This window comes from Thioalkalivibrio sp. HK1, from assembly GCA_000583135.1.
Lineage (GTDB): Bacteria > Pseudomonadota > Gammaproteobacteria > HK1 > HK1 > HK1.
Genome location: JFBG01000014.1, coordinates 1 through 18,845 on the forward strand (window position 1 = coordinate 1; position 18,845 = coordinate 18,845).

Sequence of the window (18,845 nt, forward strand, 5' to 3'; positions counted from 1 at the left end):
CCATGGAATGCACCGATCGGTGCGAGGATATTTCATGGCGGGCCGGTTTTTCATCATGGACATCGTCGATCGGGAGATCATCCTCATGCCTCTTTCTGAATCCGTCCCCAAAGAACCCATCCACACCCGACATATCGAGTGCCAAGGCTACCTCCGGGAGGATGGCCTATGGGATATCGAGGGGCATCTGGTCGATACCAAGACCTATTCGTTCTCCAACCGGCATCGAGGAGAAATTCCGCCGGGAGAGCCGGTTCATGAGATGTGGCTTCGCATCACCATCGACGACGACATGCTGATCCACAAGGCCGAGGCGGCGACGGATTACGGACCCTTCCATGTCTGCCCGGCAATCACTCCCGCGTTCCGGCGGCTCGAGGGTCTGGTCATCGGACCGGGCTTTCGGCAAGCGGTCCGCCAAAGACTCGGCGGCACCGAGGGCTGTACGCATCTGGTCGAGCTGGCCTTCTCCTTGGGCACCGCCGCCTTCCAGACCCTCGCCGGACGCCATCATGCCAATGCGAAAACGACCGGGGACGATGGCACGAATTCACCGAAATCCGCTCGCTTCATCGGTACTTGCCACGCCTTGGCGAGCGATAGTCCGGTGGTCAAGGAGCACTGGCCGCAGCACTACACCGGGAGCGAGTGACATTCTCCGGACTCTTCGAGCGGCATCGCCCTGCCGAGAAGAACCTCGGCGCCGACGATCGGCGGCGATGCTTCATGGCTTCGCAATACCTCCCCCACCCCACACGATCGGGGGCATCATCGATGACCCTCTATACCGACACCCTCATGAAAAGGAAAAGCGATGCGCCCGAGCGGACGATTGGTGGATGAAATGCGCAAAGTGCGCCTTGTTCGCCATTACACCCGATATGCCGACGGTTCCGTATTGGTCGAATTCGGATCCACGCAGGTGCTTTGCTGCGCCGGCATCGAGGATCAGGTACCGAGGTGGATGCGCGGAAAAGGTCGGGGTTGGATAACCGCCGAATACGGCATGCTCCCGCACGCCACCTCCTCGCGCTCGCCGCGCGAAGCGGTCAGAGGTCGCCAAAGCGGTCGGACCCTCGAGATCCAACGCCTGATCGGGCGCTCGCTACGGGCGGCGGTCGATACCCGAGCCTTGGGGGAACGCACCATCACCGTCGACTGCGATGTCCTGCAGGCCGACGGCGGCACCCGCACCGCAGCCATCACCGGGGGCTATGTCGCCCTCGTCGACGCCATCGCGAAGATCGCCCCCGGCTCCGCCAAGGGAGGCAATCCGCTTCGGACCCAAGTGGCGGCGGTCTCGGTGGGGATCTGCGAAGGCGAAGCCCGCCTCGATCTCGACTACGCCGAGGATTCTTGCGCCCAGACCGATATGAATGTGGTGATGAACGATGCCGGCGATCTGATCGAGATCCAAGGAACGGCCGAGAGCGAACCCTTTTCCTTCACCGATCTCGACGCCATGTTGGGGCTGGCGCGAAAGGGCATCGGATATCTGATCGAAGCCCAACGGACGGCCTTGGCCGAGGGTTGATTCGATCCCTCGATCGAAGCGACGAGCCGCTCTTCGCCCTCGTTTTTGACACTGCACGATTCGACACTGCAAAAAAGTTTTCGAGAACATCGATGCGGATCGTCCTTGCGAGCACCAACTCCGGCAAACTCGCCGAGATCCGTCGGCGGCTGTCGACGCTGGGGGACGAAGCTCCGATCCTCTCGGGAGAGGATCCCTTCGCCGGAAACCCGCCGCCCGAGGATGCCCCCACCTTCGTCGAGAACGCGCTGATCAAAGCCCGCGCGGCTTGCGCCAACACCGGCTTGCCCGCCATCGCCGATGATTCCGGCATCGCCGTCGACGCCCTCGGTGGCAGGCCCGGCATTCGCTCCGCCCGCTACGCCGGGGAACATGCCTCGGATCGAGAGAATATCGCCCATCTACTCGACGAACTGCGAGGGGTGGCCTTGCCCGAGCGAACCGCCACCTTTATCTGCGTCATCGTTTTCATGCTCGATGAGAACGATCCCTGCCCGCTGATCTGCGAGGGTCGGTGGGCCGGACGCATCCTCGAGGCCCCCGAAGGCCGGTCGGGATTCGGCTACGACCCGATCTTTTTCGACGATGCCATCGGGATGAGCGCCGCCGAACTCTCTCCTGAGCGAAAAAACGCCGTCAGCCATCGAGGTCAAGCCCTCGATCGACTGATCCGGCACCTGGAAGCCATCCGAGGATCCAGCGCATCGTGACCGGCCAAGCCCGGCGACATTCCCCGGAGCATCGCATCGGGCCATCCACCCGAGCCATCTCGATGGGGTCGAAACCCGCTTTTCGAAGATCGGCCGCCGAAGAGCGATGAGAGCGGGGAACGAGCGGAGGGAGCCGAATATCGCGTAAAAGAGCCCGCAAAGCGGCGCAAGATCGCTCATATCGATTTGAATACCTTGGCCCCGGGATCCTCGTGGATGGCGATATCGAGAGCGAAACTGCGGCCGAAGGGGGTCAACGAGACCGAAAAGCCCTTCGATTCGAGCCTGCCTGCGAGTCGACCGAGGATCTCCCGGGCGGCATCGGGCGAAGAGGACTCTCCTCCCAAATGGGCGAAGGAATGGAGCACGACATGATCGAGGGAACGCTTGCTCGCAAACCACTTCACATTGCGGGTAGCCTTGGCGACGAGCCGCTCTTGTCGATCGATATCGCCGGACTCGACTTGCACCAATACCAAGATCGCCGACTCGACCCGACCTGTGAGCGAAGAGGATTCGATCCGGCGCAAAGAGGGCTCACTCACCGAGGCCCCAAGCGAATCCGCCCGATGAGCGGCGTTCGAACCATCGGCGCCTTGCGCTCGGTAGCCGAAACGCTCGGCATGGAACATCAACAGTTTCATCTCGGGGGTTTCCTCAAAAATCGGTGAGCGAGGATGATTTGCGATCGATCATAAGCGCCCGAGAGGACTCATCCGAGAAAAAATGCCGAAGACTCCGGCCATCATCGCTCGCCTCGAATGCAAGGAATTTCGAGGATGAAAAAGCGTTCCTTCGACGATATCAAGACTCTCGAAAGGGGTCTGTCGGGTTAAAATCCCGCATCCATGATTCGAAAAAGCAAATAACGAATCGGGACGCACAAGGCTCGATGCTTTCAAAGATTCGATCCGAAAAGCGAAATGGCGGCAAGTCGAGCGCTGCGATGCCGCTTCGCCGATGGAAAAAAGGACAGGCGAATATCGCTTGCGCTGCGCCCTCACCGACGCCTCGCCCATCGACTTTGCCCTTTACAACGGTATCGCCACCCGTTCAAACGCTCGCCGAAGATTCAAGGGCATGAAACTCGCCAAAGGCGGATCGACGCCTTCACCCGAAACCTTCGATCGCCGATGGCGCAAAGAGCCGCCGGCGGCCTTGGAATGCATCGAACCTGACAATGGCAACGATCGAACCGAAGATGAGTCATAGCATCGGCCCATCCGATCCATTGAAGACACCGACGAAGCCGATCGAATCCCTCGATTCGATGGTGGTGCGTTTTGCCGGGGATTCCGGAGACGGCATGCAACTCGCCGGCGACCGGCTTGCCGGGACTTCCGCCCTTTTTGGAAACGATATCTCCACTTTCCCGGATTTTCCGGCCGAGATTCGCGCCCCCAAGGGCACCCTGGCCGGGGTATCGGGCTTCCAAGTGCATTTCGCGGCCCGCGATATTCATACCCCGGGGGATGAAGTCGATATTCTGGTGGCGATGAACCCCGCAGCGCTGGTGCAGAACCTCTCGTTCTTGCGCCCCCACGGCACCTTGATCGTCGACGAGGATATGTTCGATGCGAAAAATCTGAAACTCGCCCGCATCGAGAAGGATCCCTTGGAAGAGCGGGCGATGGACGCCTTCAACCTGATCCGGGTGCCGCTGACTTCGCTCACCCGAGATGCGGTGGCCGAAAGCGGCGTGGGGCGCAAAATCGCCACCCGCTGCCGGAATTTCTTCGCTTTGGGTCTTGTTTATTGGCTTTGCGGCCGCGATCCGAAAACCACCTTGGAGTGGATCGACCGAAAATTCGGCGATCGCCCGGATGTGGCCAAGGCCGACACTCTGGCCTTGCGCGCCGGGTGGAATTTCGGCGAGACCACCGAAGCCTTCGAGCGCAGCTATCGCGTGCCCCCCGCCGATCTTCCGCCGGGGGAGTATCGCAATATCACCGGCAACCAAGCCCTCGCCCTCGGATTGATCACCGCATCGAGACTCTCGGACAAGTCGATCTTCTACGGCTCCTACCCCATCACCCCCGCCAGCGATATCCTCCACGAGCTCGCCCGGCACAAACGGTTCAAGGTGCGCACCTTCCAAGCCGAGGACGAGATCGCCGCCATCACCTCCGCCATCGGCGCCGCCTACGGCGGGGCGATGGGGGTCACGGCATCGAGCGGACCGGGGATCGCACTCAAAACCGAGGCCATGGGGCTTGCGATCATGCTCGAACTGCCGCTTTTGATATTGAGCATCCAGCGCGGGGGGCCGAGCACCGGCTTGCCGACCAAACCCGAGCAATCGGATCTCTTGCAAGTGATGTTCGGGCGCAGCGGCGAATCCCCTTTGCCGGTGCTGGCGGCCGGCGGGCCGACCGACTGCTTCGATATCGTGATCGAGGCTTGGCGCATCGCCACCCGCTTGATGACCCCGGTGGTGGTCCTCTCGGACGCCTTCATCGCCAACGGAGCGGAGCCGTGGCGCATCCCGGATATCGCGCGCATCCCACCCATCGATATCGCCCACCCCGAAGCACCGAGCGCCGACGATGCGCCCTTCTTGCCGTATTCGCGCAACGAATGGCTGGCTCGCCCATGGGCCTTGCCGGGAACACCGGGCCTGGCCCATCGGGTGGGGAGTTTGGAAAAGCACCACGGCACCGGAAACGTCAGTTACGATCCGGATAATCACGAAAAAATGGTCGGCTTGCGGGCGCGCAAGGTGGCCAATGCGGTCCATCTCATCAAGGATCAGGAGGTTTTCGGCCCGGATCGAGGGCGATTGCTGATCCTCTCGTGGGGCGGCACCTTGGGGGTCTGCCGCCAAGCGGTGGAGGTGATCGGCAAGAAAGGCAAGGCCGTTGCCCATACCCATCTGCGCCACCTGCACCCTTTGCCTGCGAACTTGGGCGATATCTTGGGCAACTACGAAAGGGTGTTGGTTCCGGAGATGAATTCGGGGCAGCTGGCGATGATCCTAAAGGCCCGTTATCTGGTGGATATCATCTCGCTGAACCGGGTTCGAGGGCGCCCTTTCATGGTCCGGGAATTGGTCGATGCCATCGAGGAATCGCTCGCATGACGACAAGCGCCCCAACCAAGACTCACGCCTGCACATCCCGGTCGACGGCGGCTCCCGCCGTCAAACCGAGCGCTACCGACTTCGCCAGCGATCAGGAAATCCGCTGGTGCCCCGGATGCGGCGACTTCTCGATCCTCGCCCAGATGAAAAAGGTCTTGCCGGAGATCGGCGTTCGACCGGAAAACATGGTCTTCGTCTCCGGCATCGGCTGTTCGAGCCGCTTTCCCTACTACCTCAATACCTACGGTGTGCACGGCATCCACGGGCGGGCGCCGGCCATCGCCACCGGACTGAAAACGGTGCGGCCGGAGTTGCAGGTCTGGGTCATCACCGGCGACGGCGATGCCCTGAGCATCGGCGGCAACCACCTGATGCATGCCTTGAGGCGCAATGTCGATATCAAGATCCTGCTCTTCAACAACCGCATCTACGGCCTGACCAAGGGGCAATACTCCCCGACCTCCCTACCCGGACATATCACTCGCAGCACCCCCCAAGGCTCGGTGGATGCCCCCTTGCATCCGCTGTCGATCGCCCTTGGCAGCGAGGCGAGCTTCGTGGCCCGCTCGGTGGATACCCATACCGCGCATTTGGGGGGAATCCTGCGGCGGGCGGCGGCGCACCGGGGATCCGCCTTCGTCGAGATCTACCAAAACTGCAATATCTATAACGACGGGGCCTTCGAATACGCCAAGAATCAATCAACGCGCAACGATTGCCTCGTGGAGGTCGAACACGGGCAACCGCTGCTCTTCGGAGCGAAAAGGGATCGAGGTATCAGGCTCGACGGTCTTCGCTTGGAGACGGTGGCGATCACCGACGATTCCAAGTCCGAGGATCTATTGGTACACGATGAGCGGGCACCGGATCCGATCTTGGCGATGATGTTGGCGCGGATGCGGTATCCGGCGATGCCCGAGGCCATCGGCGTCCTGCGCGCCGTCGAGCGACCGGTCTTCGACGAACTCGTCAACGAGCAGGTGGATGCCGAGCTTCGGCACGACGGCGCCGGGGATCTCGAAGCCCTGTTCCGTGCCGGTGATACTTGGACGATCGAGTAGAACATCCCGTCATCGGATCATCGAATCGATTCGGTAATCGACTCGATGATCGATATCGAGCGCATTATCCGTCGAGGATGCCGTCGCTTACCGACAACCCTCGAAAGCCACCGCCTGCGATCGATCGCACGCCGTCACGGATTCGATCCGACTCGATTCGATACGATTCGATACGATTCGATACGATGGGGCTCGATTCAGTCGATCTCGTCGGCCTTCGATTCCGGCTCGATACCGTATGAATCGAAGGCCTTGGTACGTGAAATCCTTCCCGCCAAGAGGTCTTGGGCGACGAGTTTCGGATCCCGCAAACGAGGATCGCCCAGTCCGCCGCCGCCGGGGGTATGCAAGATCAACCGATCGCCTCGGGGGATAGTCTGCGTTCCCTTGCCCTTCAAGGTCTTACCGGAGGCGAGCCATACGCCCCCTCGATCCCCTTGGGAGCCGCCTTCTCGCCCCCTCGCCGGATGTATCACTCGATCGAAGGCCGCAAGGAGTTCGAAATCCCGATCGAAAGCCGACTCGATTTCGATCACCTGCCCCAAGCCTCCCTGCCACCGACCGACGCCCCCGGAATCGGCTCGCAATTCCTTGCGCCTGAAGATCACCGGGGCCACCGACTCGTTGATCTCCACCGGCGTTCCCCGCACCCCGCTCGGATAGGCGGTGGCACAAAGGCCGTCCTTGCCGGGGCGCGCCCCGGTGCCCCCGTTGCAGACCGCGGTGACCGCGAACAGCGCCCCGCCTTGTTGGTTGGCGCCCCTTGCATTCTCTCCGCGCATGGTCACATTCCATAAACAGGAGGCACCTTCGGCCGGCACTCGCTCGGGGATCGCCTGCGCCAAGGCTCCGAAGATCACATCCGGAAGCATCTGACCGATCACATGCCGAGAGCAAACCGGCGCCGGCCAAGGGGCGTTGAGTACGCAACCCTTAGGAGCCCGCACGGTGAAAGGAGAAAGGGAGCCGTGATTGTTCGGCACCTCGGCGCTGACGATGCATGAAAGGCCGAAACAGGTATAGGCGGCGGTATAGGCCATCGGGACATTGACGCCATAGAGGGACTTCGGCGAGGTGCCATCGAAATCGACCTCGATCCCCGATGCATCGATCGTCAATCTCGCCACCAGATCCAAGGGCTTCTCGTAGCCGTCGATTCGCATCGAACCTCGATATTCCCCCGCCGGAAGCTTGGCGATTTCGCGCCGCACCGCAAGGGCCGAAGTCTCGCAGATATGGTCGGCGAGTTCCTCGAGATCGCCAAGATCGAATTCCCTCATCATCTGAACCAAGCGCTCGCATCCCACATCGTTGCAGGCCGCAAGCGAATAGACATCGCCCTCGGATTCCACCGGCTGACGGGTATTGGCCCGCACCATTTCCATCAATGTCTCGTTGATGCGGCCGCGATCGGAGAATTTGAGCAACGGGATATGGATCCCCTCCATCAGCACATCGGTGGCATCGGGGCCGAAACCGATGCCACCGACATCCGTCAGATGCGAGGTGCAGGAGAACAAGGCCACGATCCGACCCTTATGAAAACAAGGGGTGGTCAGCACGAAATCGTTGAGGTGGCCGGTTCCCATCCACGGATCGTTGGTGATGTAGATATCGCCTTCGGACATGGTATCGACCGGGAAGCGGCGCAGAAAATGCTTGACCGACTCCGCCATGGAATTGACATGCCCGGGGGTTCCGGTTACGGCTTGCGCGAGCATCCGGCCTTTGATATCGAAGACCCCGGCGGAAAGATCCCCGGCCTCGCGCACGATCGGGGAAAAAGCGGTGCGCATCAGGGTTTGCGCCTGCTCCTCGACCACCGCGATCAGGCGATTCCACAATATCTGCATACGAATCACCTGCATGGCCTTCGCGCTCATCGTTCCTTCCCTCGTTCGGCGAGTCGTTTGAAAATGCCGCGCCTTGGGGTTTCGCTTCGGGTTTTCGCTTCGATACCCCGCCGCGCGGCCTTCGAAAAAGGATCGTCCGCCGATCCCTATCCCATCCGGCCACTGATCTACCCGATGATTCCTCTATCCGATCATCCCCTGATCGTTCGCGATCATTCGTGTTCGTTCGGGTTCATGCGACGATCTTGGCATCGCGCAGATCGCCGATCCGGGCGTCGCTCAAACCCAGGATATCGGCAAGGATCTCGTCGGTATGCTGCCCCAAAGCCGGTGCCGGGCGGATCGGCTTGCGCTTGTGGCCCATGAATTCCAAGGGAGATCCCGGCATCATGAAGGTGCCGACCCCCGGCTGCTCGACATCCTCGAAAAGGGGGTTGTCGGTGGAGCAGCGCGGATCGTCGCGCACCATCTTTGCAAAACTTCGATAGGGCCCCCAGCAAACACCGGATCGATCGAATGCGGCGCGGACTTCATCGAGAGTGTGCGCCCCGATCCATCGGGCAACGATGGGGGCGATCGAATCCCTGGCCTCGAAGCGCCGGCCTTCATCGCTTAGATCCACCTCGAGCATCTCCTCGAGACGGGATATCGCTCGATGCCCGTCGATGGCGTCGAGCAGCGAGCGCCATTGTCGAGAGGTGATCGCGGCCACCATCACCCGGTGGCCGTCGCTCGTTGCGAAGTCGCGCCCGAAGGCGCCGTAGATATCGTTCCCCGTCGGCTCGCGCTCGGTGCCGTTGATCATCGCCTCGGCGATATGCCCGAGATTGCCGACCGTCGCATAAGCGACATCCGAAAGCGCAAGAACGATCTCCTCGCCCTCGCCGGTTTTCGCCCGTCGACGCAAGGCGGCCATCAGCCCCAAGGCCGCGGTCAAACCGGTGGTGACATCCCAAGCGGGAAAGACATGGTTGACCGGGGCATCGGCGCGGGCATTCCCGGTGGCCAGCGGATATCCGACCGCGCTGTTGACGGTGTAGTCCAAAGCCGTGGATCCATCGCGATGGCCGATGATTCGCAGCATGATCACATCGGCGCGGCGTCCGGACAGCGAGGACCACGAAAGCTCCCCTCGGGGCGGAAGATTGGTCAAAAAACAGCCGCTGTCCTCGCCGGGGCGGGCGATCAACTCGGCGACGATTTCCTGTCCCTCGGGGGTTTTCGTATCCACCATGATGGAGCGTTTGCATTTATTCAGGCTCGCCCAGTACAAACTGGTGCCGTCGGAGGTGAGCGGCCAGCGACCGGCATCGACCCCGCCCCCCGGGGGATCGATGCGAATCACATCCGCCCCGAGCTGGGCGAGCACAAGTCCGCCGGTGGGAGCGGCGACGAAAGCGGAGGCTTCGACGATTCGAAGCCCCTCGAGGATTCCGTACATGGCGGATCATTCCTTCTCGTTGGCGTCAGGACAAGGCGGCATCGCATGCAGCAGTGTATGTCGACGATGACGGGTAAAGGGGCGCACTTGGCTCGACCAGCGTCCGCTTTCTATCGCTTCGGACCACGCCGCGCTTTTGAGCACCTCGGGGCTCTCGATTCCATAGAGCGCATGCCATCTCGGGGTTTGTCCCCGCTCTATGCGCGACAGCCCGGCGCCGATCGCCAATGAAAAATCGCAAGCCTGCAAGCGACGGACCCAAATCACCCCGGGCACCTCGAGCAACGCCGGAACATGTTCGCTGTCGTAGACCTCATGGAAAAGCGCCTCCTTTTCCGGGTCCACATCCATGGCGGCGATGAAGATATAGGGGGCTTTTTCGACATTCATGAGCGATCTCCTTCGATGGGGCGATGACGGTTCGGAGTCGGGGTCGGTATTGGGGTCGGCTCGGGTCGAACTGCGAGGACTTTCCCCCAAGCCCTTTTCGCTCCATAGCTCAAAGGATCGATGATCGAACGATACCCTTCGAGACGATGAAGCCCTTGGCTTCCAAGCGATTCATTCCCATTTGCTTCGTATTGAAGATGCAATGCGTGCATCTGCGATCCGCTTTCAATCTCGACCCCGATCCGAGATATGGATCTCCCTGGCAGTGATCAGATCGGCGTAGCGCTTGCGAGTGCGGGCCAAAATCGTAGATGCCTTGTGTTCTTCGAAGGCCTTGGCATCGCGATACATCTCGAAAAGAAAAACCCGATCATCGTCCTTCGAGATATTGCAGATCTCGAAGCGCAGACAGCCCGGCTCGCTCGCCAAGGTGCTCTTGGCATGCTCTTCGATGATGTCGATGAATCGCTCCTTGCACCCCGCTTTGATCTCGAACTTCACCACCAGGCAAATTGCGGATCCCATGATTCATCCTCCTTAAGGGGCATCGTCGATGGTCTTTGGATGAACCGACACCTCGAAGCCTCCACGGGATATCGTCGGCTTTGCATGACAACGATCCAAATCGACGACTATCCGTTAATGGATATCCGGTTCATGAATCTTCGATCATAAAATCACTCTTCCTTCGATGAGACGATATCGAAAAAAACACGCCCCTTTTTCGGAGATCGACCCATGCCCTTGCCGCCGACGATCCTCGCCAACGAGGCCATCAAGACCGGCGTGGTGATCTGCGGCCACGGAAGCCGAAGGCCGACGGCGACCCGGGGATTCGCCGAGCTGACCGACAGGCTGCAGGCGAAGTTGCCGGGGATCGATATCGAATGCGCTTTCATGAGTCTCGCCGAGCCCGATATCCCCACCGCGATCGCCCGCCTGCGCGCCAAGGGCAATCGAAGAGTGCTGGCGATACCGGGACTTGTCTTCGATGGCGATCATGCCCGAAAGGATATCCCGGAAGCCCTCGCTCGCTATTCGACGAGCGACCCCGAAAGCGATATCCGCTACGGGCGATGCTTGGGCTTCGAGTCGAGGATGCTCGATGCCGCCGGCGAACGCATCCTCCAAGCGATACGTTGCAGTGCGCTCGATATCCCGCTGTCGAAGACACTGCTGATCGTTGTCGGCAGCGGGGCTTCGAACGACCGCGCCAATGCCGGTATCGCCGATGCCGCCCGTCGTCTGTGGCAGCGCTTGGCTCCCGGCTGGGCCATGCCCGCCTATGTGGGAGCGAGCCCTCCGAGTATCGAATCCGCCTTGGAGCATGCGGTGCGGCTCGGCTATCTCAGGATCGTCGTCTTCCCTTGCTTTCTCTTCGCCGGCATCTTGTGGGAGAAGATCCTCGGCCATTGCGATGCCTTCGCCCGGGGCAATCCGGGGATCGAGTTCATCAAAAGCCGTTGCCTCGAAGATCATCCGGGGGTGATCGATACCCTGATCGAGCGTATCTTCGAGCTGAGCGAGGCAAAGGACGAGGCGACGAGGGCGACCGCAGATCCCTCGACACCCTCGATCCTCCCCTCGGACGATCCGGGGCTCGAATCCGAAGCCATTGATACCGGCGATGCCCTATCCGAACCGGGTGCAGGCGAGGTATCCCTCGTCGGAGCGGGGCCAGGGGATCCCGATCTGCTCAGCGTGCGGGCGATGCGCCTGCTCCGATGCGCCGATGCCATCGTCTACGACCGACTCGTCTCCTCCGAAATCCTCGCCCTCGCCCGCCCCCAAGCGCAGATGATCTATGCCGGAAAAAGGCGCGCCGATCATGCCTTGCCGCAGCCGGATATCAATCGTTTGTTGGTGCGATTGGCAAGGCAAGGAAAACGGGTGCTGCGACTCAAAGGCGGCGATCCCTTCATCTTCGGTCGAGGCGGCGAGGAAATCGCGACCCTGGCGGATGAGCGCATCCCCTTTCAAGTGGTGCCGGGGATCACCGCCGCTTCGGGCTGTGCGGCCTACGCCGGGATCCCGCTGACCCATCGCGATCACGCCCATGCCTGCCTTTTCGTTACCGGCAATCGCAAGAACGAAGAAATCGATCTCGACTGGGAGGCGCTGTCTCGGCCGCTGCAAACGGTGGTGGTTTATATGGGTTTGGTGAGCCTGCCGGTGATCTGCACCCGGCTGATCGAATACGGTCTTGCCCACGAGACCCCGGCGGCCCTCGTGCAACGAGGGACCACCGCCGCGCAGCGGGTGCTCACCGGAACGGTGCGAAGCCTGCCCGCCATCGTCGAACGCGAGCGCCCCCGCCCGCCCACCTTGCTGATCATCGGTCATGTCGTGAGGCTACGCGAATCCCTCGCATGGTTCGATCCCGGCAAGGAGATCGACGATCGGGGGATATAATTCAACGGTAGCGATCTCGATCTCGGTAGCGCCCGATATCGAAATCGCCACTTTTGATCCTCATCGAAAAACGCAAACGGGCATCTTCTTCTTGGCCCCCGATCGTCGACTGCCGATGATCGATTGCCGATCGCTCGAAGATATCCCGTCGGCAAAGAAAAAGCCGGGAAATCCTCGGACCTTCCTCGGATCGACTCGTCGATTGCGGCGTTCTTCCACACCGGATACTCCCGCACCGAACTCCTTACGAGGGATCCTTTCGAATACCCCGCTCGATCCCTTGGCGATCGATATCTTCAAAACAATCCTCAAGGTAATGTCGATGGCCAACTTCATCCTCAACGACCGGCCGGTCGATATCGATATCGACGGCTCCACTCCCTTGCTATGGGTATTGCGCGATACCTTGAAACTCAACGGAACCAAATTCGGCTGCGGATTGGCTCAATGCGGAGCGTGCACGGTGCACTTGGACGGCCAGGCCATCCGCAGTTGCGTCACTCCGGTGGCGGCGATCGAGGGTCGATCGATCAAGACCATCGAATCCATCGGCGAAGACAAGGTCGGATCCGCGGTGCAGCAAGCATGGGTCGAGCACGATGTCCCCCAATGCGGCTACTGCCAAAGCGGACAGATCATGAGCGCGGTCGGTCGAACATACCCATACCGCCTTCGTGATGGAGACCCTGATCGACGAGATCGCCCGCGCCGGGGATCGCGATCCGGTCGCGCTGCGGCGTACACTGCTCGCCGAACATCCAAGGCACTTGGCGACGCTGGATCTGGTGGTCGAGAAATCCGGCTGTCGAGCAGGGCAACTTCAACGACTACATCGTGGCCCGGATGCCGGATATGCCCTCGATCGACGTGCATATCGTCCCCTCCGCCGAGCCCCCCACCGGGGCCGGGGAGCCCGGGTTGCCGCCGGCGGCGCCCGCCATCGCCAATGCGATCTTCGCCTTGACCGGCACCCCGGTGCGCGAGCTGCCGATCCGGATGGGGTGAGGGCGGGAATCGCTCGAAACGCCCTTCCCCTTGGACGAGATCGAAAGGTGCGATGGCTCCACGGGGCGAAATCAGGCGAAATCAAACGCATCCGCAAAGCGGTAGGTACGACTCTTCCATTCATCGATAAAAGGACAACACCATGGCTATCGAAGCAGGAAGCAAGATCCCCCAAGCGACCTTCGGCCGCATGACTGCCGACGGGCCGAGCCAAGTCTCGAGCGACGAGATTTTCACCGGACGCAAGGTCGTGGTCTTTGCGGTACCGGGGGCTTTCACCCCCTCGTGCTCCGCCAGCCATCTGCCGGGATTCGTCGCCAACGCCGACAAGATCAAGGCCAAGGGGATCGACGAGATCGTATGCATCTCGGTCAACGATCCCTTCGTGATGGGCGCTTGGGGTCGTCAGCAAAATGCCGAGGAGATCGCCATGCTGGCCGACGGCAGCGGCATCTTCACCAAAGCCGCGGGGATGGAACTCGACCTTAGGGACAAGGGGCTCGGCGTTCGCTCCCACCGCTATGCGATGGTGGTCGAGGACGGCACCATCACCCACCTGATGGTCGAGGACGAGCCCCCGAAGGTCGAAAAATCAAGCGCGGAATCGGTGCTCGCCGTCCTTTGAAGGCTAACACCTTAGGACAGGATATCGAATCCCGGCGAAGCCGAATCCTCGATCGTCATCGCCCATCGGATCGGCAGGGCGAGCCGTCGGGCCGAATATTGAAGTACCGAAAAAACCGAAGGGGCCTCGGGAGAAGACACTCCCCGAGGCCCCTTCGGCCGAAGCCCCTTCGGTGTGATCGACGAATCCACGATCTTTTCAAGACGACAACTTCTCGTCGAGTTCGGGAACCGCTTCGAAGAGATCCGCTACCAGCCCGTAGTCGGCGACCTGAAAGATCGGCGCCTCCTCGTCCTTGTTGATGGCCACGATCACCTTGCTCTCCTTCATCCCCGCCAGATGCTGTATCGCTCCTGAGATCCCGACCGCGATATAGAGATCCGGAGCGACCACCTTTCCGGTCTGCCCGACTTGATAGTCGTTGGGAACGAAGCCGGCATCGACCGCGGCCCTCGAAGCCCCGACCGCGGCCCCGAGTTTGTCGGCGATGCCCTCGAGCATCGAGAAATTCTCCCCGCTTTGCATGCCTCGACCGCCGGAAACGACGATCCGCGCCGCGGTCAGATCCGGTCGCTCCGAGCGCGTGAGATCCTGGCCGACGAAGGTGGAAAGACCGCTGTCGCCCGAGGACTCGATGGCCTCCACCGACGCCTGCCCCCCTTGATCGGCGACGGCATCGAAGGCGGTGGTGCGCACCGAAATCATCTTGATCGGATCCACGGACTGCACCTTGGCAATCGCATTGCCCGCATAGATGGGGCGTACGAAGGTATCTGCGGATTCGATGCCGCTTATATCCGAGATCGGGGAAAGATCGAGCAGGGCCGCGGCCCGCGGCAATATATTCTTGCCGGCCTTGGTGGCCGGGATCAGCACATGCGAATAGTCACCGGCGATCTTCGCGGTGAGGCTCGCTATATTTTCCGCCGACTGATGGGCATAGGCCGCATCGTCGGCAACGCGCACCCGGCTCACCCCATCGACCCTCGCTGCCGCTTGGGCCACCGAGGAGCAGTCCGCCCCCGCCACCAAGAGATGGATATCGTCCCCGAGCCGACCCGCCGCCGCCACCGTATGCAATGTGGCCGGCGCCAGATCGCGATGATCGTGTTCCGCTATGACAAGAATGCTCATTTAGATCACCTTCGCCTCGTTCTTCAGCTTCTCGACCAGTTCGGCCACATCCGCCACCCGCACCCCGGCCTCGCGTTTCGGCGGCTCGCAAACCTCGATGGTTTTCACCCGCGGCGTGATATCGACCCCGAGCGCTTCCGGAGTCGTCATCTCGATCGGCTTCTTCTTGGCCTTCATGATATTGGGAAGCGAGGCGAAACGAGGCTCGTTGAGACGAAGGTCGGTGGTGACCACCGCAGGCATCGAAAGATTCAAGGTCTCCAACCCGCCATCGATCTCGCGGGTCAGATTCATCCTGTCTCCCTCGATCTCGATGCGGTAGGCGAAGGTCCCTTGAGGCCAGCCGAGCAATGCTGCGAGCATCTGCCCGGTCTGGGTGTTGTCGCCGTCGATGGACTGCTTGCCGACGATCACCAATCCCGGCTCCTCGCGCTCCACGATCACCTTCATCATCTTGGCGATCGCCAGCGGCTCGAGCGGGGCCTCGCTCTCGACCAATATCCCGCGATCCGCACCCATCGCAAGGGCGGTGCGAATCGTCTCCTGGCATTGCGCCACCCCCATCGAAAGCGCGATCACCTCGCTCGCCTTGCCCGCCTCCTTGATCCGAAGCGCCTCTTCGACCGCGATTTCATCGAAGGGATTCATCGACATCTTCACATTCGCGAGTTCGACACCGCTTCGATCCGCCTTGACGCGTATCTTGACGTTGTAGTCGATCACCCGCTTGACCGCGACCAGGATCTTCATTGCACCTGCCACCTCCCTTCAAAAAAAGAACGATTCATGCCGAGCGCGCATCCACCTCTCGATCATGATGCTCGATCGAGATGCTCGACCACGAGATCCGAGCGCGCGGCGATACGCCGATGGTGTCGCAAAAGAGATTTTCGATTCGATTCCATTCGATGGCGACCGGCGTGATTTTAACAACGATGATGCGCCCTTTTACGAAAAAGAACGCATCCCCGATGCACCCCCAAGAATGCCTCCGGTCGGGGAGCGCAACGAGCGGCTATCATAAACGCCGAGGCTATCTTGCAACGCTCATCAGATCCCCCGTCATGCTTCACGGGGCTTGCCGATGATCTCGGATCGGCGGCGCCCAAGCCTCATCGGGCGGCTTGGCTTTACGGTTTCGCCGCTCCTTGCCGAAAGACCGCCTTCGAGATCGACGTTGCGAGATCGACGTCATGAGATCGAGGTCAATGGATATCGAAGATCGAAAGCCGCCTCGATCGATGACTCGGATTCGCATTCGCTCGACCTCCTTGTGTCCCCGAGGCTTCCGACGATGACCGAACGCCCTTTCGCACCTTCCGCCGACGGCGCGCCCGAGGACCCTTCTCCGGCAGGCCCGATCCAAGGGGTGCGCATCATCGACTTGACCACCATCGTTCTCGGCCCGACGGCGACCCAGTTATTGGGGGATTTGGGAGCGGATGTGATCAAGGTCGAGCCTCTTTCATGGGATCCCATGCGAGAAGCCGGGGCCTTGGGATCAGCGCAACCGACGGCGCCGAAGCAATCCGGCGATATCGCCGCCGACAACGAAGGGGACGGGCGAGTCGATGAATCGGGCGATCCTTGCTCGAAGGCGCCGCCGAACCCTCCCGGCAACTCCCCCGACGCTCCCGATCGGCGGATGGGTGCGATCTTCCTTACCAACAATCGCAACAAGCGCTCGCTCGTGCTCGATCTGAAAAGCCCCCGAGGATACGAGGCGATGCGGCGGCTGTTGCAAGGAGCGGATGTTTTCGTGCACAACATGCGCCCCGATGCCCTCGATCGTCTGGGCTTGGGGTATGAGGCGGTGCGCAAGATCAATCCCGATATCATCCATTGCGGATCTTATGGCTACGCCCGCAAAGGACCCTACGGACACAAGCCGGCCTACGACGATTTGATCCAAGCGGTATCGGGGCTCGCTTTCTTGCAGGCTACGAACGACAACCCCGCCTATGTGCACTCGGTGGTCGCCGACAAGGTGACGGGGCTCAATGTGGTGGTGGCGATACTGGCCGCATTGCTGCATCGAGAGCGAAGGGGGCAAGGGCAATGCATCGAGGTGCCGATGTTCGAGAGCATGGTCGCTTTCAATATGAACGAGCACCTCTACGGACGCACCCATATTCCGGCGAGGGGGCGAGCGGGCTATCCGCGATCGCTTTCCCCGTGGCGCCGCCCCTATCGCACCCTCGACGGCTGGATCGGGGTGATGCCCTATACCGATGCCCAATGGCAAAGGCTCTTCGACCTCGCACAGCGCCCGGATCTATCGACCGATCCACGCTTCGCCTCGATCGCCGACCGCTTGGCGCATATCGACGAGGTCTACGAAACCCTGGCCGATATCATCGGCAAGCGAAGCACCGCCGATTGGCTGAAAGCCCTCGATGCCGCCGATATTCCCTCGACCCCGGTCAATCGTCCGGATGATCTGATCGACGATCCGCATTTGAAGGCCACGGGGTTTTGGCAGGAGGTGGAACATCCCACGCTGGGCTCGTTGCGCATGCCCGGGGCGACCATGAATTTCTCGAAGACCCCTTTTTCGATCAGTCATCCGCCGCCTCTACCGGGTGAACATAGCGCGCAGGTGCTCGGCGAGATCGGCTACGACCCGGAACAAATCGAGAGCCTTGTCGATGACGGGATCGTCTTCGACGGCGGGCAAGCGCGAACAAAGCCGGCCGACCAAGAAAAGACGAGCGGGAAAAGATAGGAATATCCGCATGAACTACGAGCGAATGATGGCGTTGTCGATCCCGCAGGCAAGGCAGGCGTTGAGCGACGATGCCTGCATCCTCTACGCCTTGGGCACCGGCTTCGGGCGGGATCCTACGCACGAGGGGCAACTGCGCTACCTCTACGAGGAGGGGTTGAGGGTGCTGCCGACGATGGCCAATATCCTCGCCCATCCCGGCTTTTGGCTACGAAATCCCGAGTTCGATCTTGACTGGAAAAGGGTATTGCATCTTGCGCAGGCCTTTACCATCCATCGCCCGATCGAGCCCGGGCAGCGCCTGATCGGGCGCAGTCGCATCATCGGGATCAACGACAAGGGTCCGGCCAAGGGGGCGATCCTCTTCACTCGTCGGGAGGTGGAGGCGGAAGACTCCAAGGATTTGCTTTGCACCGCCGAACAAACGACGATGCTGCGAGGCGACGGCGGCGGGGGCGGGGACGATCCCCCGCCGCGGCCAATCCATCCCCTGCCGGATCGCCTGCCGGATCGTCATCACGACCTGGCGATCCCCTTGGATGCCGCGCTGATCTACCGCTTGAGCGGGGATCGAAATCCTTTGCATATCGATCCGGAGGTGGCGCGCCAAGCGGGCTTCGAACGCCCGATCCTGCATGGAATGTGTACGATGGGCTACGCCGGTCACTCGCTGATGGCCACACTTTGCGATTACGAGGGCGAGCGCATTCGATCGATGCAGGTTCGTTTCACCGCCCCGGTATGGCCGGGGGAGACCCTGCGAACCGAGATGTGGCCGCAGCGAAAGGGGGTTTCCTTTCGTACCCGGGCCTTGGAACGCGATGTCATCGTTCTCGATAACGGATATGCCGATCTCGATTGAGTCCGACAGCGAAA

18 protein-coding genes and 3 pseudogenes are annotated in these 18,845 nt (G+C 61.1%); 13 read left to right on the top strand and 8 right to left on the bottom strand.

Going from position 1 to position 18,845, the window contains the following annotated elements:
• From BF99_RS0104955 to rdgB, 3 genes are all read left to right on the top strand, one after another.
• The coding region (locus BF99_RS0104955) for a DUF2889 domain-containing protein (RefSeq protein ID WP_231471308.1) at positions 1 to 652 on the top strand (652 nt) is incomplete at its 5' end.
• 162 nt (positions 653 to 814) lie between these two features.
• Positions 815 to 1,534, top strand: a complete 720-nt coding sequence (rph, locus tag BF99_RS0104965; RefSeq protein ID WP_025770005.1) for a ribonuclease PH — start codon at positions 815 to 817, stop codon at positions 1,532 to 1,534.
• A 92-nt stretch (positions 1,535 to 1,626) separates the two neighbouring features.
• A complete protein-coding gene (gene rdgB, locus BF99_RS0104970; protein ID WP_038097366.1) occupies positions 1,627 to 2,244 on the top strand; it encodes an RdgB/HAM1 family non-canonical purine NTP pyrophosphatase in 618 nt (205 codons plus the stop codon).
• A gap of 176 nt (positions 2,245 to 2,420) precedes the next feature.
• Here rdgB and BF99_RS20245 read toward each other — a convergent pair whose 3' ends face one another.
• Positions 2,421 to 2,888: a threonyl-tRNA synthetase editing domain-containing protein gene (locus BF99_RS20245; RefSeq protein ID WP_025770007.1), complete on the bottom strand. Its 468-nt coding sequence runs from the start codon at positions 2,886 to 2,888 to the stop codon at positions 2,421 to 2,423.
• A gap of 316 nt (positions 2,889 to 3,204) precedes the next feature.
• Here BF99_RS20245 and BF99_RS22795 point away from each other — a divergent pair, with 316 nt between their 5' ends.
• From BF99_RS22795 to BF99_RS0105000, 3 genes are read left to right on the top strand one after another with little or no spacing between them, the layout of a single operon-like run.
• Positions 3,205 to 3,456 carry a hypothetical protein gene (locus BF99_RS22795; RefSeq protein ID WP_156013172.1) on the top strand — a complete coding sequence of 84 codons (252 nt, stop codon included), beginning with the start codon at positions 3,205 to 3,207 and terminating at the stop codon, positions 3,454 to 3,456.
• Complete coding sequence (locus BF99_RS0104995; protein WP_038097371.1) at positions 3,446 to 5,323, top strand: 2-oxoacid:acceptor oxidoreductase subunit alpha; 1,878 nt, start codon at positions 3,446 to 3,448, stop codon at positions 5,321 to 5,323. Before BF99_RS22795 ends, BF99_RS0104995 begins: the two co-directional genes overlap by 11 nt.
• Positions 5,320 to 6,384, top strand: a complete 1,065-nt coding sequence (locus BF99_RS0105000) for a 2-oxoacid:ferredoxin oxidoreductase subunit beta (protein ID WP_025770010.1) — start codon at positions 5,320 to 5,322, stop codon at positions 6,382 to 6,384. Before BF99_RS0104995 ends, BF99_RS0105000 begins: the two co-directional genes overlap by 4 nt.
• A 197-nt stretch (positions 6,385 to 6,581) precedes the next feature.
• Here the strand turns inward: BF99_RS0105000 and BF99_RS0105010 are convergent, their stop codons facing one another.
• From BF99_RS0105010 to BF99_RS20250, 4 genes are all read right to left on the bottom strand, one after another.
• Positions 6,582 to 8,267, bottom strand: coding sequence for a hydantoinase B/oxoprolinase family protein (locus tag BF99_RS0105010; protein ID WP_025770012.1), 1,686 nt, complete (start codon positions 8,265 to 8,267; stop codon positions 6,582 to 6,584).
• 202 nt (positions 8,268 to 8,469) lie between these two features.
• The gene (locus tag BF99_RS0105015) at positions 8,470 to 9,678 is read right to left on the bottom strand and encodes a CoA transferase (RefSeq protein WP_025770013.1); all 1,209 of its coding nucleotides are present in this window, start codon (positions 9,676 to 9,678) and stop codon (positions 8,470 to 8,472) included.
• Positions 9,679 to 9,684: 6 nt separating this feature from the next.
• Positions 9,685 to 10,068 (bottom strand): hypothetical protein, encoded by a 384-nt coding sequence (locus tag BF99_RS0105020; protein ID WP_025770014.1) that lies wholly within the window; start codon positions 10,066 to 10,068, stop codon positions 9,685 to 9,687.
• Between the two features lie 225 nt (positions 10,069 to 10,293).
• On the bottom strand, positions 10,294 to 10,593 hold the full coding sequence (locus tag BF99_RS20250; RefSeq protein WP_025770015.1) for a putative quinol monooxygenase: 300 nt from the start codon (positions 10,591 to 10,593) through the stop codon (positions 10,294 to 10,296).
• 213 nt (positions 10,594 to 10,806) lie between these two features.
• Here BF99_RS20250 and BF99_RS23675 point away from each other — a divergent pair.
• The 3 pseudogenes from BF99_RS23675 to BF99_RS23990 form a co-directional block, all read left to right on the top strand.
• A pseudogene (locus BF99_RS23675) lies at positions 10,807 to 11,559 on the top strand (sirohydrochlorin chelatase); the annotation flags it as partial.
• A gap of 105 nt (positions 11,560 to 11,664) precedes the next feature.
• Positions 11,665 to 12,480 (top strand): annotated as a pseudogene (gene cobA / locus BF99_RS23680) (uroporphyrinogen-III C-methyltransferase); the annotation flags it as partial.
• A gap of 322 nt (positions 12,481 to 12,802) precedes the next feature.
• Positions 12,803 to 12,913, top strand: a pseudogene (locus tag BF99_RS23990) ((2Fe-2S)-binding protein); the annotation flags it as partial.
• 202 nt (positions 12,914 to 13,115) lie between these two features.
• Here the strand turns inward: BF99_RS23990 and BF99_RS23690 are convergent.
• Positions 13,116 to 13,304, bottom strand: coding sequence for a hypothetical protein (locus BF99_RS23690; RefSeq protein WP_025770018.1), 189 nt, complete (start codon positions 13,302 to 13,304; stop codon positions 13,116 to 13,118).
• Between the two features lie 28 nt (positions 13,305 to 13,332).
• On the opposite strand from BF99_RS23690, the gene BF99_RS23695 reads away from it, so the two are divergent.
• Together BF99_RS23695 and BF99_RS0105065 are read left to right on the top strand one after the other, a co-directional pair.
• Positions 13,333 to 13,485, top strand: a complete 153-nt coding sequence (locus BF99_RS23695) for a hypothetical protein (protein WP_231471313.1) — start codon at positions 13,333 to 13,335, stop codon at positions 13,483 to 13,485.
• Between the two features lie 142 nt (positions 13,486 to 13,627).
• Positions 13,628 to 14,110 carry a peroxiredoxin gene (locus tag BF99_RS0105065; RefSeq protein WP_025770019.1) on the top strand — a complete coding sequence of 161 codons (483 nt, stop codon included), beginning with the start codon at positions 13,628 to 13,630 and terminating at the stop codon, positions 14,108 to 14,110.
• Between the two features lie 198 nt (positions 14,111 to 14,308).
• On the opposite strand, the gene BF99_RS0105075 is transcribed toward BF99_RS0105065, so the two are convergent.
• Together BF99_RS0105075 and BF99_RS0105080 are read right to left on the bottom strand one after the other, a co-directional pair.
• Positions 14,309 to 15,244 (bottom strand): electron transfer flavoprotein subunit alpha/FixB family protein, encoded by a 936-nt coding sequence (locus BF99_RS0105075; RefSeq protein ID WP_025770020.1) that lies wholly within the window; start codon positions 15,242 to 15,244, stop codon positions 14,309 to 14,311.
• Entirely contained in the window at positions 15,245 to 15,994 is a 750-nt protein-coding gene (locus BF99_RS0105080) for an electron transfer flavoprotein subunit beta/FixA family protein (protein ID WP_025770021.1), read from the bottom strand.
• A gap of 544 nt (positions 15,995 to 16,538) precedes the next feature.
• Between BF99_RS0105080 and BF99_RS20260 the strand changes: the two genes are divergently transcribed.
• Together BF99_RS20260 and BF99_RS0105095 are read left to right on the top strand one after the other, a co-directional pair.
• Positions 16,539 to 17,969, top strand: a complete 1,431-nt coding sequence (locus BF99_RS20260; RefSeq protein WP_197019048.1) for a CaiB/BaiF CoA transferase family protein — start codon at positions 16,539 to 16,541, stop codon at positions 17,967 to 17,969.
• A 10-nt stretch (positions 17,970 to 17,979) separates the two neighbouring features.
• The gene (locus tag BF99_RS0105095) at positions 17,980 to 18,831 is read left to right on the top strand and encodes a MaoC family dehydratase (protein WP_081759113.1); all 852 of its coding nucleotides are present in this window, start codon (positions 17,980 to 17,982) and stop codon (positions 18,829 to 18,831) included.
• The last annotated feature ends 14 nt before the right edge of the window (positions 18,832 to 18,845 follow it).

What these genes read in the sequence shown, in the direction of transcription:
- BF99_RS20260 (WP_197019048.1), top strand. Translation starts at nt 16,539, where the DNA reads ATGACCGAACGCCCTTTCGCACCTTCCGCCGACGGCGCGCCCGAGGAC.
- rdgB (WP_038097366.1), top strand. Translation starts at nt 1,627, where the DNA reads ATGCGGATCGTCCTTGCGAGCACCAACTCCGGCAAACTCGCCGAGATC.
- rph (WP_025770005.1), top strand. Translation starts at nt 815, where the DNA reads ATGCGCCCGAGCGGACGATTGGTGGATGAAATGCGCAAAGTGCGCCTT.
- BF99_RS0105000 (WP_025770010.1), top strand. Translation starts at nt 5,320, where the DNA reads ATGACGACAAGCGCCCCAACCAAGACTCACGCCTGCACATCCCGGTCG.
- BF99_RS22795 (WP_156013172.1), top strand. Translation starts at nt 3,205, where the DNA reads ATGGAAAAAAGGACAGGCGAATATCGCTTGCGCTGCGCCCTCACCGAC.
- BF99_RS0105095 (WP_081759113.1), top strand. Translation starts at nt 17,980, where the DNA reads ATGAACTACGAGCGAATGATGGCGTTGTCGATCCCGCAGGCAAGGCAG.
- BF99_RS0104995 (WP_038097371.1), top strand. Translation starts at nt 3,446, where the DNA reads ATGAGTCATAGCATCGGCCCATCCGATCCATTGAAGACACCGACGAAG.
- BF99_RS0105080 (WP_025770021.1), bottom strand. Translation starts at nt 15,994, where the DNA reads ATGAAGATCCTGGTCGCGGTCAAGCGGGTGATCGACTACAACGTCAAG.
- BF99_RS0105075 (WP_025770020.1), bottom strand. Translation starts at nt 15,244, where the DNA reads ATGAGCATTCTTGTCATAGCGGAACACGATCATCGCGATCTGGCGCCG.
- BF99_RS0105065 (WP_025770019.1), top strand. Translation starts at nt 13,628, where the DNA reads ATGGCTATCGAAGCAGGAAGCAAGATCCCCCAAGCGACCTTCGGCCGC.
- BF99_RS20245 (WP_025770007.1), bottom strand. Translation starts at nt 2,888, where the DNA reads ATGAAACTGTTGATGTTCCATGCCGAGCGTTTCGGCTACCGAGCGCAA.
- BF99_RS0105020 (WP_025770014.1), bottom strand. Translation starts at nt 10,068, where the DNA reads ATGAATGTCGAAAAAGCCCCCTATATCTTCATCGCCGCCATGGATGTG.
- BF99_RS0105010 (WP_025770012.1), bottom strand. Translation starts at nt 8,267, where the DNA reads ATGAGCGCGAAGGCCATGCAGGTGATTCGTATGCAGATATTGTGGAAT.
- BF99_RS0105015 (WP_025770013.1), bottom strand. Translation starts at nt 9,678, where the DNA reads ATGTACGGAATCCTCGAGGGGCTTCGAATCGTCGAAGCCTCCGCTTTC.
- BF99_RS20250 (WP_025770015.1), bottom strand. Translation starts at nt 10,593, where the DNA reads ATGGGATCCGCAATTTGCCTGGTGGTGAAGTTCGAGATCAAAGCGGGG.
- BF99_RS23695 (WP_231471313.1), top strand. Translation starts at nt 13,333, where the DNA reads ATGCCCTCGATCGACGTGCATATCGTCCCCTCCGCCGAGCCCCCCACC.